Origin of the sequence: Sphingomonas sp. CFBP 13733 (genome assembly GCF_014841795.1) — a bacterium.
Taxonomy (GTDB): Bacteria; Pseudomonadota; Alphaproteobacteria; order Sphingomonadales; family Sphingomonadaceae; genus Sphingomonas; species Sphingomonas aerolata.
This window is the reverse complement of record NZ_JACYUP010000002.1, coordinates 276,434-296,087: the sequence shown is the minus strand read 5'-3', so window position 1 is coordinate 296,087 and position 19,654 is coordinate 276,434. Positions and strand designations below refer to the sequence as shown.

General features: G+C 69.1%; 17 protein-coding genes. 10 read left to right on the top strand and 7 right to left on the bottom strand.

Annotated features, from left to right (window positions below):
- Window positions 1-20: 20 nt before the first annotated feature.
- The 3 genes from IFT71_RS05515 to IFT71_RS05505 all read left to right on the top strand — a co-directional run bounded on the left by IFT71_RS05515 (window position 21) and on the right by IFT71_RS05505 (window position 3,135).
- The gene (locus IFT71_RS05515; protein ID WP_197976042.1) at window positions 21-1,412 is read left to right on the top strand and encodes a methyl-accepting chemotaxis protein; all 1,392 of its coding nucleotides are present in this window, start codon (window positions 21-23) and stop codon (window positions 1,410-1,412) included.
- Between the two features lie 66 nt (window positions 1,413-1,478).
- Window positions 1,479-2,183 carry an SDR family NAD(P)-dependent oxidoreductase gene (locus IFT71_RS05510; protein ID WP_192139585.1) on the top strand — a complete coding sequence of 235 codons (705 nt, stop codon included), beginning with the start codon at window positions 1,479-1,481 and terminating at the stop codon, window positions 2,181-2,183.
- Window positions 2,173-3,135, top strand: a complete 963-nt coding sequence (locus tag IFT71_RS05505) for a 50S ribosomal protein L11 methyltransferase (protein WP_192139583.1) — start codon at window positions 2,173-2,175, stop codon at window positions 3,133-3,135. The genes IFT71_RS05510 and IFT71_RS05505 overlap by 11 nt, the downstream gene beginning before the upstream one ends.
- Window positions 3,136-3,525: 390 nt before the next feature.
- Here IFT71_RS05505 and phhA read toward each other — a convergent pair whose 3' ends face one another.
- On the bottom strand, window positions 3,526-4,401 hold the full coding sequence (gene phhA, locus IFT71_RS05500; protein WP_192140208.1) for a phenylalanine 4-monooxygenase: 876 nt from the start codon (window positions 4,399-4,401) through the stop codon (window positions 3,526-3,528).
- Window positions 4,402-4,423: 22 nt separating this feature from the next.
- On the opposite strand from phhA, the gene IFT71_RS05495 reads away from it, so the two are divergent.
- Window positions 4,424-5,089 carry a TIGR02117 family protein gene (locus IFT71_RS05495; protein ID WP_192139581.1) on the top strand — a complete coding sequence of 222 codons (666 nt, stop codon included), beginning with the start codon at window positions 4,424-4,426 and terminating at the stop codon, window positions 5,087-5,089.
- 224 nt (window positions 5,090-5,313) lie between these two features.
- Here the strand turns inward: IFT71_RS05495 and IFT71_RS05490 are convergent, their stop codons facing one another.
- Together IFT71_RS05490 and IFT71_RS05485 are read right to left on the bottom strand one after the other, a co-directional pair.
- Window positions 5,314-5,592 (bottom strand): hypothetical protein, encoded by a 279-nt coding sequence (locus tag IFT71_RS05490; RefSeq protein ID WP_192139579.1) that lies wholly within the window; start codon window positions 5,590-5,592, stop codon window positions 5,314-5,316.
- Complete coding sequence (locus tag IFT71_RS05485) at window positions 5,593-6,597, bottom strand: glycerophosphodiester phosphodiesterase (RefSeq protein WP_192139577.1); 1,005 nt, start codon at window positions 6,595-6,597, stop codon at window positions 5,593-5,595.
- A 129-nt stretch (window positions 6,598-6,726) separates the two neighbouring features.
- On the opposite strand from IFT71_RS05485, the gene IFT71_RS05480 reads away from it, so the two are divergent.
- The 6 genes from IFT71_RS05480 to IFT71_RS05455 all read left to right on the top strand — a co-directional run bounded on the left by IFT71_RS05480 (window position 6,727) and on the right by IFT71_RS05455 (window position 14,642).
- The gene (locus IFT71_RS05480) at window positions 6,727-7,290 is read left to right on the top strand and encodes a 2Fe-2S iron-sulfur cluster-binding protein (protein WP_081874216.1); all 564 of its coding nucleotides are present in this window, start codon (window positions 6,727-6,729) and stop codon (window positions 7,288-7,290) included.
- Window positions 7,287-8,267 carry an FAD binding domain-containing protein gene (locus IFT71_RS05475; protein ID WP_037530016.1) on the top strand — a complete coding sequence of 327 codons (981 nt, stop codon included), beginning with the start codon at window positions 7,287-7,289 and terminating at the stop codon, window positions 8,265-8,267. Before IFT71_RS05480 ends, IFT71_RS05475 begins: the two co-directional genes overlap by 4 nt.
- Before the next feature lie 2 nt (window positions 8,268-8,269).
- The gene (locus IFT71_RS05470) at window positions 8,270-10,501 is read left to right on the top strand and encodes a xanthine dehydrogenase family protein molybdopterin-binding subunit (RefSeq protein WP_192139575.1); all 2,232 of its coding nucleotides are present in this window, start codon (window positions 8,270-8,272) and stop codon (window positions 10,499-10,501) included.
- A 362-nt stretch (window positions 10,502-10,863) separates the two neighbouring features.
- On the top strand, window positions 10,864-13,068 hold the full coding sequence (locus IFT71_RS05465) for a xanthine dehydrogenase family protein molybdopterin-binding subunit (protein ID WP_192139573.1): 2,205 nt from the start codon (window positions 10,864-10,866) through the stop codon (window positions 13,066-13,068).
- A gap of 46 nt (window positions 13,069-13,114) precedes the next feature.
- Window positions 13,115-14,038: an XdhC family protein gene (locus IFT71_RS05460; RefSeq protein ID WP_192139572.1), complete on the top strand. Its 924-nt coding sequence runs from the start codon at window positions 13,115-13,117 to the stop codon at window positions 14,036-14,038.
- Window positions 14,025-14,642, top strand: a complete 618-nt coding sequence (locus IFT71_RS05455) for a nucleotidyltransferase family protein (protein WP_056405176.1) — start codon at window positions 14,025-14,027, stop codon at window positions 14,640-14,642. The genes IFT71_RS05460 and IFT71_RS05455 overlap by 14 nt, the downstream gene beginning before the upstream one ends.
- Here the strand turns inward: IFT71_RS05455 and IFT71_RS05450 are convergent.
- The 4 genes from IFT71_RS05450 to IFT71_RS05435 all read right to left on the bottom strand — a co-directional run bounded on the left by IFT71_RS05450 (window position 14,617) and on the right by IFT71_RS05435 (window position 19,552).
- Window positions 14,617-15,825 carry an ABC transporter permease gene (locus IFT71_RS05450; RefSeq protein ID WP_192139570.1) on the bottom strand — a complete coding sequence of 403 codons (1,209 nt, stop codon included), beginning with the start codon at window positions 15,823-15,825 and terminating at the stop codon, window positions 14,617-14,619. The genes IFT71_RS05455 and IFT71_RS05450 overlap by 26 nt on opposite strands.
- Before the next feature lie 196 nt (window positions 15,826-16,021).
- Window positions 16,022-16,678, bottom strand: a complete 657-nt coding sequence (locus IFT71_RS05445; RefSeq protein WP_192140207.1) for an ABC transporter ATP-binding protein — start codon at window positions 16,676-16,678, stop codon at window positions 16,022-16,024.
- 55 nt (window positions 16,679-16,733) lie between these two features.
- Complete coding sequence (locus IFT71_RS05440) at window positions 16,734-18,119, bottom strand: efflux RND transporter periplasmic adaptor subunit (protein ID WP_031440132.1); 1,386 nt, start codon at window positions 18,117-18,119, stop codon at window positions 16,734-16,736.
- Complete coding sequence (locus IFT71_RS05435; RefSeq protein ID WP_244654780.1) at window positions 18,119-19,552, bottom strand: efflux transporter outer membrane subunit; 1,434 nt, start codon at window positions 19,550-19,552, stop codon at window positions 18,119-18,121. Before IFT71_RS05435 ends, IFT71_RS05440 begins: the two co-directional genes overlap by 1 nt.
- Window positions 19,553-19,654 lie beyond the last annotated feature (102 nt).

Below are 19,654 nucleotides of genomic sequence, written 5' to 3'. Positions count from 1 at the left end.
GGACGGCACAAGGGGGGAGCATGACCGCGCCAATCGACCGCATGAGCAATGGCGTGCCGCACGGCACGCTGGACTGGGGCAATGATGGCCGGCCGCTGTACGAACGCGTGCGCGACTATGACTGGGACGGCGCGATCGGGCCAAGCTGCGCGACGCTGACCGCGATGCTGGATGCCGCCGACCACCGGCTGATCGCGGAGACGTTCTGGCGGCATTACCTCTCGCTCGAGAGCGCACTCCATGTCCGGCCCGCCTTCACCCCCGAGCGACTCGAGCGCAGCATCGTCGCGAGCGCGGACTATGTCCGGCTGAAATATCTCTCTCCCTATGACCTGGCGTGGCGGGACATCGCGATCGACCATGCGGTCCAGTCGCGCAAGGCGAACATCCCGCTGCCCGCCTTGCTCGCCGCGCTGGCGTTCGCGCACAGCGTCACGCTCGGGCTGATCGCCGAACGGGTCGGCACCGACACCGCGTCGATGCGGATGCTGGGCGACGTGATCCAGCGGCTCGCGCTGATCGAGGCGGACATCATGGCGTCGCATCTGAGCGCGTCCGATGCCGAGGCGGCGCGGATCGCCCGCAGCGCGCGGGCGGCGGCGTTCCGTGAGAGCATCGCGACGTCGATCGAGGACACCGCCGAGCTGGGCGCGCGGATCCGCGTCCAGGCGATGGGCGCGTCGAGCTCGACCCGCAGCGTGCTGGGCAAGACGAGCGAGGTCGCCGCCGCCGCCGAACAGTCCGCGCTGGCGATGCGCGAGGCCGCGCACACCGCCTCGGGACTCATCTGTGCGATCGAGGGCGCGCGGATCGAGGTCGAGGCGGCCGCCGAGATCGCCAACCGCGCGTCGGCACAGGCGACCGACGCGGTCGGCATGTCCGAGACGCTGAGCGCGCATGCCCAGTCGATCGAATCGATCCTGGGGCTGATCCGGACGATCGCGGGGCAGACCAACCTGCTCGCGCTCAACGCGACGATCGAGGCGGCGCGCGCGGGCGATGCCGGGCGCGGCTTTGCGGTGGTGGCGCAGGAGGTGAAGAGCCTCGCCAGCCAGACCGCGCGCGCGACCGACGACATCGCGACCAAGATCGCCGCGATCCAGGCGGCGACGCACAGCTCGGTGACGACCAGCGTTGGCATCCGCACGACCGTCGGCGAGGTCCAGGACAGCGCGGTGCGGATCCGCCAGGCGATGGACGCGCAGGCGCGGACCGTCGCGTCGATCACCGCCGCGGTCGACGAGACCGCGCTGGCCGCCGACACCATGTCCGCGACGATCGACATGATCCGCGGCGATGCGGAGGCGGTCGCCAACGAGATCACGCTGCTGGGCCAGGATTTCGGGCTGATCGACGACAAGCTGAGCGTGCTGCGCGGTGCCGCCGACGGGTTTTCGTCCAGCGTCGCGTGAGCGACCTCACCGCTGTGCAATCGGGCAGGTGACGGACCCTTACCGGGCGCGCTAAGGCCCTGGGTCATGACCATCCTACTCACAGGGTCGAGCCGGGGCATCGGCGCGGCCATTCACCAGGCGCTGACCGACGCAGGCGCCACCGTCATCGGGCACAAGAGCAGCAACGGGGGCAGCGCGAGCGGGCTCCCCGCCGACTTTGCCGATCCCGCCGGGCCGACCGCGCTGTGGACCGCCGCGCTGGAACAGGCGGGCGGCACGATCGACGTGCTGATCAACAATGCCGGGGTGTTCGAGGCGAGCCCGCTCGAGGATGCGGACTGGACCGCTCAGTGGGAGCGGACGATGCGGATCAACCTGACCGCGTCTGCCGAACTGTGCCGGCTCGCGGTGCTGCACTGGCAGGCGCGCGGGTTTGCGGGCCGGATCGTCAACATCGCCAGCCGCGCCGCCTATCGCGGCGATTCGCCCGCGCACTGGCATTATGCCGCGTCGAAGGCGGGGATGGTGGCGATGACCAAGACGATCGCGCGCGGCTATGCCCGCGAGGGGATCCTCGCCTTTGCGATCTGCCCCGGCTTCACGATGACCGGGATGGCGGAGGACTATCTGTCGAGCCGCGGCGGCGATGCGCTGCTCGCCGACATTCCGCTCGGCAAGGTCGCGGACCCCGCCGAAGTGGCCTCGGTCGCACGCTATTGCGCGCTCGAGGCGCCGCCCTCGATGACCGGCGCGGTGATCGACGTGAACGGGGCCAGCCATGTCCGCTGAGAGCTGGAAACTCACCCTCCCCTGCACGCGCGCGGAGGCGGAGGCGATCGATGCAAGCGGCGATCTGGGGGATGCGATTCCCGCCGACGCGGTGCTGATGACCACCGAGGAGATCGAGGACGACGTCGAATCCTGGCGGCTCGACGCGTATTTCGAGCATGAGCCGGGCGCCGACACGGTCGCGGCGGTGCGCGCGCTGGTGCCGAGCGCGGCGGGGGCCAGAATCGCGGTCGAGCGGCTGGCCGCGGCGGACTGGGTGACGATGAGCCAGGCGGGGCTCGAGCCGCTGTCGGTCGGGCGGTTCTTCGTCCACACCCGCGCGCATGCCGACGCGGTGCCCGAGGGCAAGCGCGCCTTCCTGATCGAGGCGAGCCGCGCGTTCGGGACGGGGCATCATGAGACGACCAGCGGGTGCCTGGCGATGCTCGACGGGCTGGCGGATGCGGCGTCGGGCGAGCGGTTCGGCAACGTCATCGACATCGGCACGGGGACCGGGCTGCTCGCCTTTGCCGCGGCGGATCTGTGGCCCGATGCGGCGGTGATGGGGACGGATATCGATCCGGTCTCGATCGAGGTGACGCAGGAGAATGCGGACCTGAACGGGGTCGCGGGGATCGACCTGGTGGTGGCCGACGGGACGCTCGACGACGCGATCGTCGCGCGCGCGCCCTATGACCTGGTGATCGCGAACATCCTGGCGGGGCCGTTGGTGTCGATGGCGCCCGAGATCGCGTCGATCGCCGATGCGGGGGCGACGATCGTGCTGGCGGGGCTGCTCGAGACGCAGCGCGCGGGCGTGGTCGCGGCCTATGCTGCGTGCGGGTGCTCGCTGGAGGCGGTCGACCGACGCGGGGACTGGAGCGTGCTGCGGCTGCGCGCGGGGGCGACGCGGTTCGTGGCGGACGGGCCGTTCGATCCCAAGGGGCGCGACGGGTGGGCGCTGGATATCTGATCCTGCGGGCGCCTCGCCGCACACCCGACACCACCCCGGCGGAGGCCGGGGCCCAGTTGGGATGGCGGTTCGGTTCCATCTCTGAGGTTCGCCCAACTGGGCCCCGGCCTTCGCCGGGGTGGTTTGTGGGTGGGGGGGCGTTCGATCGTATGCGGTGATACGGCTCGGCGCTGAAAGTCTGAGAGCCCCTCCCCAGGAAGCTTGTTCCCCCGCGAAGGCGGGGGTCCAGTCTGGGCCCCCGCCTTCGCGGGGGAACATGAGGGTACGGCCCGTGCCTCGACTCACATCCGACACCACCCCGGCGGAGGCCGGGGGCCAGTTGGGATGGCGGTTCGGTTCCATCTCTGGGGTTCGCCCAACTGGGCCCCGGCCTTCGCCGGGGTGGTGGCATTATGCGGCGCGTGTGGCCTTGGCCTTTGCATAGGCCTGCGTGCCGTGTGTCAGCACGACGTCGCCGGGTTCGATCTGCGCGACGGGGATGTCGGGCTGGGCCTTCAGCTCCTCGTACAGTGGTGCGAAATCGGTCTCGACCGTCAGGCGCAGCAGTTCGTCGAAGCTCGGGATGACGAAGTAATTCTGCTGGAAATCGTCGATCCGGTACTCCGTCCGCATCACGCGCGCGAGGTCGAGCGCGATGCGGTTGGGGCTGGGGTCGTCGAGCGCGAAGCGGGTTTCGGCGAAGCTCGAGACGATGCCCGAGCCGTAGATGCGAAGCCCCTCGGGCTCGGCGATCAGGCCGAATTCGACCGTGTACCAGTAGAGCCGGCCGAGATATTTGAGCGCGTCGAGCCCGAGCGCGCGCTGGCCGCCGCGGCCATAGGCGGCCAGATAGTCCGCGAAGACCGGGTCGGCGAGCATGGGCACGTGCCCGAACACGTCGTGGAAGACGTCGGGTTCCTGGAGATAGTCGAGCTGGTCGGGACGGCGGATGAAGTTGCCCGCGACGAAGCGGCGATTGGCCATGTGATCGAAGAACACGTCGTCGGGGACGAGGCCGGGCACCGCGACGACCGACCAGCCGGTGAGCTTCATCAACCGTTCGGACAGTTCCTCGAAATCGGGAATGCCGGGCTTCGACAGTTTCAGCACGTCGAGCCCGCGCAGCCACGCGTTCGACGCGCGGCCGGGGAGCAGTTTCGACTGGCGCGCGAACAGCGTGTCCCAGGTCGCATGATCCTCGGCGGTATAGCTCGACCAGTTTTGCGGGATCGTCCAGTCGGGTGCCCCTTCGGGCGGCGTGCTGAGCACGTGCGTTTCTTCTAGCATGGCCATCGTCTAGCATGACCGAATGACAACGGAAACGCGCTGGATTCATTGGTCGTTAAGGATCCTTGCGGTCGTCCTCGGGCTCGTTGCAGCCTATGCGGTGGCGGGGCTGGTCGGCGGAGCGATCCCGACCAACCGGAACTGGCGCCCTCCCCCGCGCGGCATACGCATCTTCGTCGAGAGCAACGGGGTGCATACCGGGATCATCGTCCCGAAGGTCGCGGCAGGGGTGGACTGGCGCGGGTTTGCCCGGCCCGCCGACCTGCGCGACCCGCGTTATGCCGCGTCCGATCACCTTGCAATCGGCTGGGGGGAGAAGGCGTTCTTCCTCGAGACGCCGACCTGGGCGGACGTGAAGCTGCGGACCGTGCTGGCGTCGGCGATCGGCAGCGACGCGGTGCTGCTGCACGTCGAGCATCTCGCCGCGCCGGTGCCCGGTGGCGACGTGCGCGCGGTGATGCTGAGCAAGCGCGAGTATCGGCGGCTGGCGGGGTATATCGCGGCGACGATCCGGCCGGGGGGGCGGGCCTATCCGGGCTATGCCGGTTATGACGCGTTCTACGACGCGCGGGGGCATTATAGCGGGGTGGCGACGTGCAACGCGTGGACGGGGAATGCGCTGCGGTTTGCAGGCGTGCGGGTCGGGTGGTGGACGCCATTTCCGGCTACGGTGATGTGGTGGTTTTGAGCTGAGATTGTTCTCCCGCGAAGGCGGGAGTCCAGACTGGGCTCCCGCCTTCGCGGGAGAACAAAGAAGCAGAGGGACTGATCTCCTCAGCCACCACCCCGGCGGAGGCCGGGGCCCAGTTGGGGGACGGCGGTAACAGCGCGCTGCCCCTTGCCAGCAGCGGCCCCCAACTGGGCCCCGGCCTTCGCCGGGGTGGTATTGAGCGTTGGGGGTGCCCCCTCCCCTCACTCCCCCGCGCGGTACCCCTGATATTGCCCGCATTCGCCGCGCCGGGGGTCCTTCTTGCAGCGTTTGGCGAGTTCCTTGCGCTGCTTGCCCTCCTCGGCCTCCTGCTTGCGCATCTTGCGGCCGTAATTGCGGTCCGATTCCTCCTGGCTGGTGGTGGTCCAGTCGACCGCCTTGCCGGCGACCTGGAACGGCGCCTTCACGATCGACGTCGCAGTGCTGATGCAGCCTGCGGCCATCAGGGGCAGGATCGCCAGAACGGGAAGAACCTTACGCATCTACTTCACTCCCGCGCGCAGCCGATCGCGCGCCTGCGCCCCGTATAGCGGAAAATCGGTGAAGAATCCGTCGATACCTTGCGCGAGCCCGGCGTCGATCTCCGCGGCGATGTCGGCGTGCGCGGCGGGGTCGGTGCCGCGGCGGAAGCGGTCGGGGACGAACATGTTCTCCGCACGATAGGTCCAGGGATGGACGCGCAGGCCCGCTTCATGCGCGTCGGCGACGAGCGGCGACGGCGTCGTGCCCGACCACAGCATGCCCTTGTTCGGGCCGATCCCGTACGCATAGCCCGCCACCGCCTTCAGGCCCGCGGGCGTGATCATCGCGGCATAGCTCGACTGCGCACCGTCGGCGGGGCCGCCCTCGCCGTCGATCAGCTGGATCAGCCGCACCCGGGTGACCGCATGGAGGCGCTGGAGGTTCTTCACCTCGAACGACTGGATGAAGACCGGTGCCGTCGCCGAATCCCAGCCTGCCGCCTTGAGCTGCGCGACCAGCAGCAGGTCGGTCGGGTGGCCGATGCCGGCGAAATAGGTTGGGTGCTTGGTCTCGGGATAGATGCCGATCGTTCGGCCCGTCTCGGCGGAGCGCCGCTTGGCGAGTGCGATGATCTCGGCGAGCGTCGGGATCTCGAACCGGCCGTCATAGGCGGTGTTCGCGGGGCGGAGTTTCGGCAGCCGCTCCTTCGCGCGCAGCGTCTTCAGTTCGGCGAGCGTGAAATCCTCGACGAACCAGCCGGTGAGGTTGTGCCCGTCGATCGTCTTGGTCGTGCGGCGGCTGGCGAATTCGGGATGGTCGGCGACGTCGGTCGTGTCGGCGATCGCATTTTCATGCCGCGCGACGAGCACGTCGTCCTTCGTCGGCACCAGATCGGGCTCGATGAAGTCCGCGCCCTGCTCGATCGCGAGGTCGTAGGCGGCGAGCGTATGTTCGGGCCGGAGCCCGCTCGCACCGCGGTGCGCGATCACGATCGGAGGTGTCGAGGGAGGATTTTTCGGTGTCATCGCAACAGATTGCCCGCCGGCGACGCCAAGTACCAGCGCGGCGATTCGTGAGAGCCAATCGCAATAGGAAACCATTCGACGCATCGGCGTTCAGTCCTCATATTTCCCGGATCCAGAAGGGGCGACCCCATGCATTTCACGATCAATGGTCAATCATATGACGCCGAGCCCGATATCCGCACCTCGGTGCTCGACCTGTGCCGCGAGCATCTCGGCCTCACCGGCTCGAAAAAGGGCTGCGACCACGGTCAGTGCGGGGCGTGCACCGTCCTGATCAACGGCCGCCGGGTCAATTCCTGCCTGACGCTCGCGGTCATGCACCAGGATGACGAGATCACGACGATCGAGGGTCTCGGCCAGCCGGGCAACCTTCACGCGCTGCAGGATGCGTTCGTGCGGCATGACGGTTACCAGTGCGGCTATTGCACGCCGGGGCAGATCTGCTCGGCGGTCGGCATGCTCGACGAGGTCAAGAAGGGCTGGGCCAGCCACGCATCGGGCGACCTGACCGATCCCAAGTTCGACGATGCCGAGATTTCGGAGCGGATGAGCGGCAATCTGTGCCGCTGCGCCGCCTATCCGAACATCGTCGATGCGATCCGCGAAGTCGGCGACACCGCGCCCAAGGGCCGGTCCGCGGACGAAAAGGACGCGGCGATGGACGCCGATGCGCGCGGGGAGATGGTGGCATGAAGACCTTCACCTATGAGAAACCCGCGACCCCCGAGGCCGCGGTCCGGGATGCCGGGACGACCGGCGCGCGGTTCATCGCGGGCGGGACCAACCTGCTCGACCTGATGAAGCTGCAGGTCGAGACGCCCGACACGCTCGTCGACATCAGCCGCCTCGATCTCGCGAAGATCGAGGAGCGCGAGGATGGCGGGCTGACGATCGGTGCGCTGGTGCCGAACAGCGACCTCGCCGCCGACCGCCGCGTCGTCGCCAAGTACGAGGTGCTTAGCCGCGCCCTGCTCGCCGGCGCATCGGGCCAGCTGCGCAACAAGGCGTCGACCGGGGGCAACATGCTCCAGCGGACGCGCTGCTATTATTTCTACGACACCGCCGCCGCGTGCAACAAGCGCGAGCCCGGCAGCGGCTGTTCAGCGATCGGCGGCTTCAACCGCATCCTCGCAGTGCTCGGCACCAGCGAGCAGTGCATCGCGACGCATCCGAGCGACATGGCGGTGGCGATGCGCGCGCTCGACGCGACGATCGTGACCTTGAAGGCGGACGGCGATCGTCGGCGCATCTCGGTGCACGAATTCTACCGCCTGCCGGGATCGACGCCCGAGATCGAGACCGTGCTCGAGACGGGTGAGCTGATCACGCATATCGAGCTGCCCGCACCGCCCAAGGGCAAGCAGGCCTATCGCAAGGTGCGCGACCGTGCGTCCTACGCCTTTGCGCTCGTCTCGGTCGCGGCCGTGGTCGACGTGCAGGACGGCGTGATCGCGTCGGCCTCGCTCGCGTTTGGCGGGCTCGGGCCGATGCCGTGGCGCAATCCGGCGGTCGAGGCCGCGCTGGTCGGCAAGGCGCCGTCGGACGAGGCCTTCGAGGCCGCGGCGACCGCGCTGCTCGCCGATGCCAAGGGCTATGGCTCGAACGACTTCAAGATCCCCCTCGCGCGTCGCACGCTTATCGCGACGCTGCGCACCGTAACGGGAGCATAAACATGTTCGGTTTTGGAACCACCAACAGCCTGACGATGGACAAGCCGCATCCGGACAGTCTTCTGGACAGCGGCGTTCAGGGCGTCATCGGCAAGCCGCTCGACCGGATCGACGGTCCGCTGAAGGTCAGCGGCACCGCGACCTATGCGGCCGAATATCAGTTCGACGACATGGCCTACGGCGTGCTCGTCGGCACGAAGATCTCCGCGGGCAAGGTCGTGTCGATCGACGTCGACGCGGTGAAGAGCATCCCCGGCGTGCTCGACGTCGTCACCGACTTCGACCAGTTCATCCGCGTGTCCGCACAGGGCGGCGCGACCGATGCACCGACTCAGGGCGTCAAGGACATCGCGTTCTTCGGCCAGATCGTCGCGATCGTGCTCGCCGAGAGCTTCGAGGTCGCGCGCGATGCGGCCGCCCGCCTGCCGATCGTCTATGACGAGGCGGAGGGCCAGTATGACTTCGCCGCGCATCGCGACGAGACGCGGACACCCCCCGACGACGCTGCGCCTGCGCATTTCAAGCAGGGCGATGTCGACACGGCGATGGCCGATGCGGCGGTGACGGTCGATTCGACCTATGTCACGCCGAGCCAGAATTCGGCGGCGATGGAGCCGCACGCCTCGACCGCGGTGTGGGAAGAGGACGGCTCGCTGACGCTGTACGGTGCCTATCAGATGCCGACGTCGGACGCGCAGCAGCTGGCGAAGTCGCTTGGGCTGTCGGAGAAGAAGGTCCGGATCGTCGCGCGCTATATCGGCGGCGGGTTCGGGTCGAAGCTCGGCATCGCGCCCGAGAGCGTCGCGGCGGCGATCGCCGCCAAGCAGCTCGGCCGTCCGGTCAAGGCGGTCATGTCGCGCCCGCAGGTCTTCGAGGCGACCGTGCGTCGCTCGAACACCGAGCAGCGCGTCCGGCTCGCGGCGAACGCCGAGGGCAAGCTGACCGCGATCGGGCACGAGACGCTCGCGTCGAACCAGTCAACCGAGGATTATTTCGAGCCCGCCGGTATCGGCACGCATTTGCTCTACGGCGGCGAGAACCGGCTGATCACGCATGAGCTGGTCGACGTGAACCTCGTCCTGTCGGGATCGATGCGCGCGCCGGGCGAAGCGGTCGGGATGCTGGCGCTCGAGGGTGCGATGGACGAGCTCGCCGAAAAGCTCGACATGGATCCGATCGAGCTGCGCAAGCGCAACGATCCGCGGATCGATCCGGAGAAGGACGTCCCCTATTCGTCGCGCAACCTGACGCGCGCGCTCGACGAGGGTGCGGCCCGGTTCGGCTGGGACAAGCGCCAGAAGGCCGGCACGCGCCGCGAGGGCGAGTGGCTGATCGGCATCGGCGTCGCGTCCGCCGTGCGCGGCAACATGATGATGGAATCGTCCGCCAAGGTCGAGATCCATCCCGACGGCACCGCGACCGTGTCGTCGGCGATGACCGATATCGGCACGGGCAGCTACACGATCCTCGCGCAGATCGCGTCGGAGATCCTGGGCATACCCGTCGAGAACATCACCATGTCGCTGGGCGATACCAATGATCCCCCCGCGGCAGGTTCGGGCGGGTCCTGGGGTGCGGCCTCGTCGGGGACCGCGGTCTACCTCGCCTGCGAGATGCTGCGCGGCAAGATCGCCAAGGCGATGGGCGTCGACGAGGACGGCCTGACGCTGAAGGACGGAAAGGCGATCGGCGATAACCGCTCGACCCCGATCGGCGAGCTGGTCGGCAAGGGCCTCGAGGCGACCGGGCATATCAAGCCGGGCAAGCAGGAGAAGGAGACGTCGCAGGCAGGCTTCGGCGCGCATTTTGCGGAGGTCGCGGTCAACGTGATCACCGGCGAGACGCGCGTGCGGCGGATGCTCGGGTCGTTCGCGGCGGGGCGCGTGCTCAACGCGAAGACCGCGCGGTCGCAGTGCCTGGGCGGCATGACCTTCGGCATCGGCACCGCGCTGACCGAGGATCTGATCCACGACACGCGCACCGGCAAGCTGGTGAACCACGATCTCGGCGAATATCACGTGCCGGCCAATGCGGACGTGCCGCAGATGGACGTCCACTTCGTCGACGAGCGCGACATCCATGCGAACCCGATCCACGCGAAGGGGATCGGCGAGCTGGGGATTTCGGGCGCGGGCGCCGCGGTTGCGAATGCGGTGTATAATGCGACGGGGATCCGGGTGCGGGAGTTCCCGATTACGTTGGACAAGCTGCTGGATCAGCTCCCCGCCGTCTGACCTGTTCCCCCGCGAAAGCGGGGGTCCAGGAGCCACAACGCGCACCCTTGGTAAAGCTGGATCCCCGCCTTCGCGGGGAAACAAGTTGGGGTGGGCGCTACCCTCCTTACTACCACCCCGGCGAAGGCCGGGGTCCAGTTGGGGGACTTTCCCGACAGCGGATCGTCCTTCGTCACGACGACCTTCCCAACTGGGCCCCGGCCTTCGCCGGGGTGGTGGTTGAGGGGGCGGCACCAGCCCTCGCTTGGGTCCGGCTGGCGCTGCGCCATCCTGCATCGGGGCGGCGTTGAGACAACACCCCCACCCTCGTCAAACACCCCCGCCCCTCCTATCTCAGACCCTCCACACCCGAGGACGAGCCTATGACCGACCATGTAATGGACGCCGCGTTCCGCCCGGCCGGGCTCGACCGGGCGACGCAGGGGGTTCTCGGGCGCGGGATCGATCGGGTCGAGGGGCCGGCGAAGGTCACCGGCGTCGCCGATTATGCCTATGAGGGCACACCCGAGCGGGTCGCCTATGCCGCGATCGTGGGCACGCCGATCGGCAGCGGCCGGATCCTCAGCATCGACGCGCGTGCCGCCGAGGCGATGCCCGGGGTGATCGCGGTGCTGCACGGCGATCCGCGCATGCCCGCGGGCGAATCCAATTCCAGCGCGCTGCCGCTGTTCGATACCGACACCATTCTTCATCTCGGCCAGCCCGTCGCGGTCGTCGTCGCCGAGGACCAGGCGATCGCGCGCGACGCGGCAGCCCTGGTCCGCGTCGAGACCGAAGCGGGCGAGGACCGGTTCGACGTCGAGGCGCAGCCGGTCGATACCGATCCCGCGATCGGCTTCGTGCCGCCGGTCGACATGGGCGACCTCGATGCGGCAATGCGCGACGCGGCCGTGACGCTCGATGCGACCTATACGACACCGGTGCATTTCCCCGCCGCGCTCGAACCGCATGCGACCACCGCCTGGTGGGACGGCGACCGGCTGACGGTGCGCTCGAGCAACCAGGTGATCGGCGCCGCGCGCAAGACGATCGCCAAGGTGCTCAAGATCGACGCCGACAAGGTCCGCGTGCTCGCCCCCTATGTCGGCGGCGGCTTTGGCGGCAAGACCGGGGTCGGCCCCGAGGCGATCCTCGCCGCGATCGCCGCGGAGGCGGTCGGCCGCCCGGTCAAGATCGCGCTGCCGCGGCGCCAGACCGCCTATATCGTCCACCACCGCTCGCACACGACGCAGCGCATCCGCATCGCCGCGGACGAACGCGGCGTGATCCAGGGCATGGGGCATGAGAGCGTCGCCGCGCAGAATGACGACGCGCCGTTCCTCGAACCCGTGCCGTTCGGGACGATCCCGCTCTATCGCGGGGAGTCGCGGCGGTTCAGGACCGACCTCGTCCGCGTCGACCTGCCCGCGAGCGGTGCGGTCCGGGCGCCGGGCGAGGCGGTCGGCACGTTCGGCGTCGAATGCGCGATGGACGAGCTCGCGGTCCAGCTCGGGATCGACCCGATCGAGCTGCGCCGCCGCAACGAGCCCGACTGCGATCCGGGCAGCGGCAAGCCCTTCTCCACGCGGCGGATGCTCGACTGCTACACGCAAGGGGCAGATCGGTTCGGCTGGCCCGCAGCCGTCCCCGCGCCCGCATCGGTGCGCGAGGGCGAATGGCTGATCGGGATCGGCATGGCGGCGAGCCTGCGCGGCAATTTCACCGTCCAGGCGCAGGCGCGCGTGCGGCTCGAGGCGGACGGCCGTGCGGCGGTCGAATGCGACATGACCGATATCGGCACCGGCACCTACACAATCCTGGCGCAGGCCGCGGGCGAGATGCTCGGGCTGCCGGTCGCGGACGTCGATGTCCGGCTGGGCGACACCGACTTCCCGCCGACCGCGGGGTCGGGCGGGTCGTTCGGCGCAGGCAGCGCGGTGTCCGCGGTGGTGCTGGCGTGCGAGGACATCCTGGCCGAGCTCGCGCTGCGGATGAACGCGGCGCCCGAGGAGCTGAGCCTTCGCGACGGGTGCGTCAGCGCGGGCGGGCGGCAGGTCACGCTTTCCGACCTGCTGCGCGGTGCGCCGATCGTCGCGATGGGCAAGACCGGCCCCGGCAAGGAGAGCAAGCGCACCAGCCAGGCGAGCCACGGCGCGCATTTCGTCGAGGTCGCGGTCAACGCGGTCAGCGGCGAGGTGCGGGTGCGGCGGATGCTCGGCGTGTTCGACGTCGGCCGCGTGCTCAACCGCAAGACCGCGACCAGCCAGATCATCGGCGGCATGGCCTGGGGCATCGCCTATGCGCTGACCGAGGAGGGCGTCGTCGACACGCGTACCGGCGCGTTCGTGAACCCCGATTTCGGCGAATATCACGTCGCGGTGAACGCCGACATTCCGCAGCTCGAGGCCTATTTCATCGAGGAGATCGACGATTCGGCCAACCCTGCGGGCGCCAAGGGGGTCGGCGAGCTCGGCATTTCGGGCGCGGGCGCGGCGGTCGCCAACGCGATCTACAATGCGACGGGGGTGCGGGTGCGCGATTTCCCGGTGACGCTCGACAAGCTGCTCGAGGGCTTGCCCGCGGTATAACGTCTGTTCCCACGCCGATGCGGAGGAACGAGAAGAGAGAGAAGACATGGCCGAAAACGATAGCGTGATTGCCGCGGCGAAGACCTGGAAGGGCGAGAAGATGGCGATCGCCACGGTCGTCTCGACCTGGGGCTCGGCGCCGCGCCCCAAGGGGAGCCACATGCTGGTCCACGAGGACGGCCGGTTCGAGGGCTCCGTGTCGGGCGGCTGTGTCGAGAGCGACATCCTCGCCACCGCCGCCGACGTGATCGCAGGCGCGCCGTTCCAGCTGCGGAACTACGGTGTCGCGGATGCCGCGGCGTGGGAAGTCGGGCTGCCCTGCGGCGGCGAGATCGCGGTGATGGTCCAGCCGGTCTCGGCCGAGGGGTTCGACCCCGAATTGTTCGACCGGATCGCCGATGCGCGCGACCAGGGCGATGCGCTGACCGTCACCACCGACCTCGCCACCGGGCACAGCGATGCGCGGCCGGCGGAGACGGGCGAGGTGTTCGTCAACCGCTATGATCCGCCGCGCCGCCTGCTGATCGTCGGCGCAGTGCAGATCGCGCAGGCGCTGGCGGGCCTCGCGCGTGAGCTGGGGATCGCGACGGTCGTGATCGACCCGCGCGCGCGCTTCCTGACCGACGAGCGGTTTCCCGGCGTCACGCTCGACGACCGCTGGCCCGACGAGGCGATCGCCGCGCTGCGCCCGGGTCCGTCGACCGCGGTCGTGACGTTGAGCCACGACATCAAGATCGACGATCCCGCACTGATCGCCGCGCTGGCGACCGACGCCGCCTATGTCGGTGCGCTCGGCAGCCGCAAGAGCCATGCGGCACGGCGCGAGCGGCTCGCCGCGGCGGGGGTGACCCCTGAGAATATCGACCGGATCGACGCGCCCGTCGGGATCGACATCGGCGCGATCGGGCCGTCCGAGATTGCGCTGTCGGTCGCCGCCGCCATGATCGGAGCCTTCCATGATCGCCGCTGAAGACGTCGTCCTTATCCTGCTCGCCGCGGGCCGATCGCAGCGGTTCGGCATCCCGAACAAGCTCGAGGTGCCGTTCCTCAACAAGCCGGTCGGGCTGCACGTCGTCACCGCGTTCGAGGCGATCCCGTTCCGCGACCGGCTGGTCGTCACCGATGGCTGCACGCTCGATTTCGCGAGCCATGGCTATGCGGTGGTGCATAATGACGATCCCGCGGCGGGGATGGCGCAGTCAGTCAAGCTGGGCGTGCAGCGCGCCAAGGACGACGGCGCGCAGGCGGTGCTGATCGCGCTGGCCGACATGCCGCGCGTGACCGCGGCGCATGTCTACCGGATGCTCGACGCCGCCGACAGCGCGGATGCGGTGGTCGCGTCGAGCGACGGGGTGAAGCCGTCGCCCCCTGCCCTGTTCGCCCGCGACCGGTTCGACTTCCTGCTCTCGCTCGATGGCGATGCGGGCGCGCGCGACCTGGTGCGCGCGGGGCGGCACGTGGTGACTGCGCCGGCCGAGCTGATCGACATCGACACGCCCGAGGATCTGGAGCGGCTGCAGGCGCTGGTCCACGACCCGCGCGCGGCGATCACTCGTGCCTTAACGCGTCGATAGGGTTCATCGCGGCGGCGCGCCGCGCGGGGAAATAGCCGAAGACGACGCCGATCACCGCGGAGATGCCGAACGCGAACAGGTTGATCTCGGGCACGAACAGCCACTGGACCTTGATCAGCGGCGCGATGATCGCGATCGCCAGCTGTGCGATCACCAGCCCGATCAGCCCGCCCAGACACGACAGCACGATCGCCTCGACGAGGAACTGCAACAGCACCTCGCGCGCGACCGCGCCGATCGCGAGCCGGATGCCGATCTCGCGCGTGCGTTCGGTCACCGACACCAGCATGATGTTCATGATCCCGATCCCGCCGACGACCAGGCTGATCCCCGCGACCGCCGCGACGATGCCGGTCAGCAATGTCGTCGTGCCGGTCAGCGTGTCGGAAATCTGCTTGGTGTCGAAGATGTTGAAATCATCCTCCTTGCCCGCGGTGATCGTCCGGCGTTCGCGCAGCAGATCGGTGATCGACGCCTGCACGGTCGCGGTCGAGAATTTCTGGTCGACGCCCACCAGCATCAGCCGGATGTCGCGATTGCCCGTGAAGCGACGCTGCACCGCCTTGATCGGCATGATGACCACGTCGTCCTGATCGCCGCCGAACCCCGCCTGCCCGCGCGTCGACAGCACGCCGATCACGTCGCAGCTGATCGCGCCGATCCGCATGCGTAGGCCGACGGCGTCCCCCCCGCGGAACAGGTTGGTGCGCACGGTATTGCCGATGATACACACCGCCTTGCCCGAGGCTTCCTCGGCCGATGTGAAGATCCGCCCGGTCGCCAGCGGCCAGGGCTGGACCTGGAAATAGGCGCTGGTGGTGCCGTTGATCGTCGTCGACCAGTTCGCGCCTTCATAGATCGCGGTGGCGGTCGCCTGCGCCTGGGGGGCGACCGCGGTGACGCCGGCGATCTGGTTGGCGACCGCGGTGACGTCCTCGGGCTTGAAGTCGGGCGGCCGCGGTCCGCCGCCGCCGCGGCCAAAACCCTGACCCGGCCGGATCTGGAGGATGTTGGTGCCGAGCGCGGAGATCGACTGCTGCACCGCCGCGGTCGTCGCCTTGCCGAGCGTGACCATCGTCACGACCGCCCCGACGCCGATGACGATGCCGAGGATCGTCAGGAACGACCGCAGGATGTGGCGGCGGATCGAGCGCAGCGCGAGCGAGAGGGTGGTGCCGAACATTACCGGGTCATCCCGCCAGCGTGGTCCCGTCGAACCTGGCTCAAAGACTGACAGAAGAGACCCGTCATCCCCGCGCAGGCGGGGATCCAGATGCTCGAGGGCTGGCGGGCCTGCGGCGACGGTTGCCGGTCTGGATTCCCGCCTGCGCGGGAATGACGGTGGCGGGTGGGGGCGTGAGTGTATGGTGTCCGGGCCATCACGACTCGACCCTTTCGCCTTGCTCGTGGCGGCTTTCGATGCGTTCGACCAGGCCGTCCTTGAAGTGGACGACGGTGCGCGCGAAGGCGGCCATTTCGGGTTCGTGGGTGACCATCAGGACGGTGATGTTCTGTTCCGCGTTGAGCCGGGTCAACAGCTGCATGATCTCGACCGAGCGTTCGCTGTCGAGGTTGCCGGTCGGTTCGTCGGCGAGCAGCACGTCGGGGTTCGTCACCAGCGCGCGCGCGATCGCGACGCGCTGTTGCTGGCCGCCCGACAGCTCGGCGGGGGTGTGGTCCCACCAGTCCGCCAGCCCGACCGTATCGAGGCTCGCCATCGCCGCCGCGCGGCGCGCGCGCTTCTCGTCGCCGCGATAGAGCAGCGGCAGCTCGACATTCTCGAGCGCGGAGGTGCGCGACAGGAGGTTGAACCCCTGGAACACGAAGCCGAGATATTTGCGGCGGAGCAGCGCGCGCTGGTCGCGGTCGAGCGTCTCGACATGATGCCCGCGGAACAGGAAGGTGCCGGCGCTCGGCACGTCGAGACAGCCGAGGATGTTCATCGTCGTCGACTTGCCCGACCCCGACGGCCCCATCACCGCGACGAAATCGCCGCCGGCAATGTCGAGGTCGACACCTTTCAGCGCCTGGAACATCGTCGCGCCCGCGCCGTACGTCTTGGTGACGCCGCGCAGCGAGATCAGGGGCGGATTACTGGCCACCGCCCCCGCCCTTGCTCGCGCCACCACCGCGCCGACCACCGCCGCCGCGCTTGGTCTCGTCCGACCCGCTCGCGAGCTGGCCGGTGATGACCTGCGCGCCGGGCTGGAGATTGCCCGACAGGACCTCGGTCATCGTCCCGTTGGTGTCGCCGGTGGTGATCTGTACCGGCTGCGGCGTGCCGTCGGCGCCCTTGACGTAGATGGTCTGCTGCGCGCCACGGCCGAGCGTCGCGGTGCGTTCGGCCCCGCCGCCGCGCCGCGGCCGGAAGGTCAGTGACCCGGCAATGCCGCCGCCCGCATCGCCCGACGCGGCGGTCGGCTTGAAGCGCAATGCGGCGTTGGGGACGAGCAGCACGCGCTGCTTGTCCGACGTCACGATGTCCGCGGTCGCGGTCATCCCCGGGCGCAGCGTCAGCGACGGATTGGCCACGGTCAGGTCGGCGGCGTAGGACACGACCTGGCCGGTGGTGGTCGTCGTGCTGGTGCTCGAACTCGACGACGTCGCCGAGCTGACCGTCAGGTTCGAGCCAAGATCGACACGCGTGATCGTCGCGGGGAAGGTCTTGCCGGGAAAGGCGTCGACGGTGAAGTTGGCGCGCTGGCCGATCTTGACCTCGCCAACGTCCGCCTCGTCGATCGCGACCTCGAGCTTCATCTTGGTCAGGTCCTCGGCGATCACGAACAGCGTCGGCGTGTTGAACGACGACGCGACGGTCTGGCCGGGATCGATCTGCCGCGCGAGCACGACGCCGGTCACCGGCGAGCGGATGATCGCGCGCGCACGCTGCGTCTGGCTCTGCGCGAGTGCGGCGCGGCTGGCGACGACATTGGCCTCGGCGACCTTCTGCGCGGCGAGCGCGCGCTGATAGTCGGCGCGGCCGGCCTGAAGCTCGGTCTTGGACGGCACGCGCCCGCCCGACAGCCGCGCGACCTCCTCAAGCCGGTTGAGCTGTGCGCGCGATTCGGCGACGGTCGCCTGCGCCTGATTCACCTGCGCCTGGTTGGCGGCGAGCTGCGCATTGCCCTGGCGAATCTGGTCGTCGAGCTGTTCGGGATCGATCAGCGCGAGCGGCTGGCCCGCGACGACGCGGTCGTTGACGTCGGCGACCACCTTGGTGACCAGCCCCGACAGCTGCGATCCGACCGTCACCTGGTTGGTCGGCGCGAGCTTGCCCGTCGCGGACACCGTCACGGTCAAATTGCCGCGCTCGGCCGCCTGGGTCGAATATTGCGTCTGCTCCTTCGCGCCGAAGCATTTGGCGAGCAGCAGGCAGAGCAGCACGACGCCGACCGCGATCGCGACCCATTTGATGTAGCGTTTCCAGGGGGCCTGCGGCCTCACGCCCAGAAAGTCGTCGATTGATGCGTCGGCCATCAGCGTGCCTCTGGATTGGAGATGGGCGCTTGCGGGATCACGGTCGCGTCCCAGCCGCCGCCAAGCGCGGCATAGAGCGCGACCAGCGCGGTCGCGGCATCGGCGCGCGCCTGGGTCGCGCCGTTGCGCGCGGACAGCAGCGCGACCTCCTGCTGGTTGAGCGTGGTGAAGTCGGTCAGCCCGGTGCGATACTGGCTGCGGCTGAGGATCGCGGAGTTGTTCGCGGCATCGAGCGCGATCGCGAACTGGCGCTCGCGCTCCTGTGCGGTCTGGAGCGCGACGACCGCGTTCTCGACATCCTCGAGCGCGGTCAGCACGGTCGACTTGTAGAAGGCCAGCGCGCCGTCGGCGGCGGCCTCGCTGGTCCGCACCTGGCTGCGCAGCCGGCCGCCGTTGAAGATCGCCTGGGTCAGCCCCGCGAACAGCCCGCCGGTGATTGCATCGCCGATATTGCCGATCGAGGTCGCATTGGTGTTGATGTTGCCGGTGATCGCGAGCGCGGGATAGAGCTGGGCCTTGGCCACCCCGATCCGCGCGGTCGCCGCGGCCAGCGCGCGCTCCGCCGAGCGGATGTCGGGACGCTGGCGCAAAGTGTCGCCAGGAATGCCGACGCCGACCGCCTTCGGCCCGACCGGGATCGGCTTGACTGGCGCGAGCAGCGGCCGGAGCGCGCCCGGCGCCTGCCCGGTCAGCACGCCGATCCGCGCGACCGCGGCGGCATATTGCTGATCGAGGCTCGGGATCGTCGCCGCGGTCTGTGCTCGCTGCGCACGCGCCTGTTCCTGGTCGAGACTGGAGACGAGCCCTGCCTGGACGCGGAACCCGGCGATTTCGAGATTGTCGTCCTGGATCGTCAGCGACGCGCGCGCATTGGCGAGCTGTTGCTGATACAGCCGGGCGAGCACGTAATTGCGCGCGACCTCGCTCTCGATCGAGATCAGCACGGTCGCATAGTCGTAGCCAGAGGCTGCGTACTCCGCGCGGCTTGCCTCGATCGTGCGGCGGATCTCGCCGAACACGCCAACCTGGTAGCTGGCGCTCGCGCCCAGCGAGAAGCTGTTGGTGCCGCCGCCGCCGGTGTCGACGACGGTGCCGTCGGGCAAGGTGAACGACCGCCCGCCGCCGCGCAGATTCTCGTTGCGCTGATAGCCGCCCGAGCCGCTGAGCGTGGGGAGCAGCGACGCGCGGTTCTGGATCAGGCTCTCGCGCGCCTGGCGGAGGCGGGCGACGCTCTGCGCGATGTCGAGATTGGTCGCCGCCGCCTGTTCGACGAGCTGGCCGAGCACGGGGTCGTCGAACCGCTGCCACCAGCGTGTCAGGTCCTCGGGGCTGGTCGCGGGGGTAACGGAATAGGCGTCGGGCACCCCCAGCTCGGCCGCCGCCTTCGGACGATAGTCCGGCCCGACCGAACAGCCGGCGAGCAGGACGGGCATGAGGAGGAAAGCTCGGACGCGGGACATGGGCGGCAGGCATGACGCAATGCCCCTTCCCTCGTCCAGTGGTTTCGTGTCGCAACCTGTCGCAACCGGGGCGAG

Coding starts and splice junctions, on each gene's coding strand:
- IFT71_RS05515 (WP_197976042.1), top strand. CDS start 21: ATGACCGCGCCAATCGACCGCATGAGCAATGGCGTGCCGCACGGCACG.
- IFT71_RS05510 (WP_192139585.1), top strand. CDS start 1,479: ATGACCATCCTACTCACAGGGTCGAGCCGGGGCATCGGCGCGGCCATT.
- IFT71_RS05505 (WP_192139583.1), top strand. CDS start 2,173: ATGTCCGCTGAGAGCTGGAAACTCACCCTCCCCTGCACGCGCGCGGAG.
- phhA (WP_192140208.1), bottom strand. CDS start 4,401: ATGCTAGAAGAAACGCACGTGCTCAGCACGCCGCCCGAAGGGGCACCC.
- IFT71_RS05495 (WP_192139581.1), top strand. CDS start 4,424: ATGACAACGGAAACGCGCTGGATTCATTGGTCGTTAAGGATCCTTGCG.
- IFT71_RS05490 (WP_192139579.1), bottom strand. CDS start 5,592: ATGCGTAAGGTTCTTCCCGTTCTGGCGATCCTGCCCCTGATGGCCGCA.
- IFT71_RS05485 (WP_192139577.1), bottom strand. CDS start 6,597: ATGACACCGAAAAATCCTCCCTCGACACCTCCGATCGTGATCGCGCAC.
- IFT71_RS05480 (WP_081874216.1), top strand. CDS start 6,727: ATGCATTTCACGATCAATGGTCAATCATATGACGCCGAGCCCGATATC.
- IFT71_RS05475 (WP_037530016.1), top strand. CDS start 7,287: ATGAAGACCTTCACCTATGAGAAACCCGCGACCCCCGAGGCCGCGGTC.
- IFT71_RS05470 (WP_192139575.1), top strand. CDS start 8,270: ATGTTCGGTTTTGGAACCACCAACAGCCTGACGATGGACAAGCCGCAT.
- IFT71_RS05465 (WP_192139573.1), top strand. CDS start 10,864: ATGACCGACCATGTAATGGACGCCGCGTTCCGCCCGGCCGGGCTCGAC.
- IFT71_RS05460 (WP_192139572.1), top strand. CDS start 13,115: ATGGCCGAAAACGATAGCGTGATTGCCGCGGCGAAGACCTGGAAGGGC.
- IFT71_RS05455 (WP_056405176.1), top strand. CDS start 14,025: ATGATCGCCGCTGAAGACGTCGTCCTTATCCTGCTCGCCGCGGGCCGA.
- IFT71_RS05450 (WP_192139570.1), bottom strand. CDS start 15,825: ATGTTCGGCACCACCCTCTCGCTCGCGCTGCGCTCGATCCGCCGCCAC.
- IFT71_RS05445 (WP_192140207.1), bottom strand. CDS start 16,678: ATGTTCCAGGCGCTGAAAGGTGTCGACCTCGACATTGCCGGCGGCGAT.
- IFT71_RS05440 (WP_031440132.1), bottom strand. CDS start 18,119: ATGGCCGACGCATCAATCGACGACTTTCTGGGCGTGAGGCCGCAGGCC.
- IFT71_RS05435 (WP_244654780.1), bottom strand. CDS start 19,552: ATGCCCGTCCTGCTCGCCGGCTGTTCGGTCGGGCCGGACTATCGTCCG.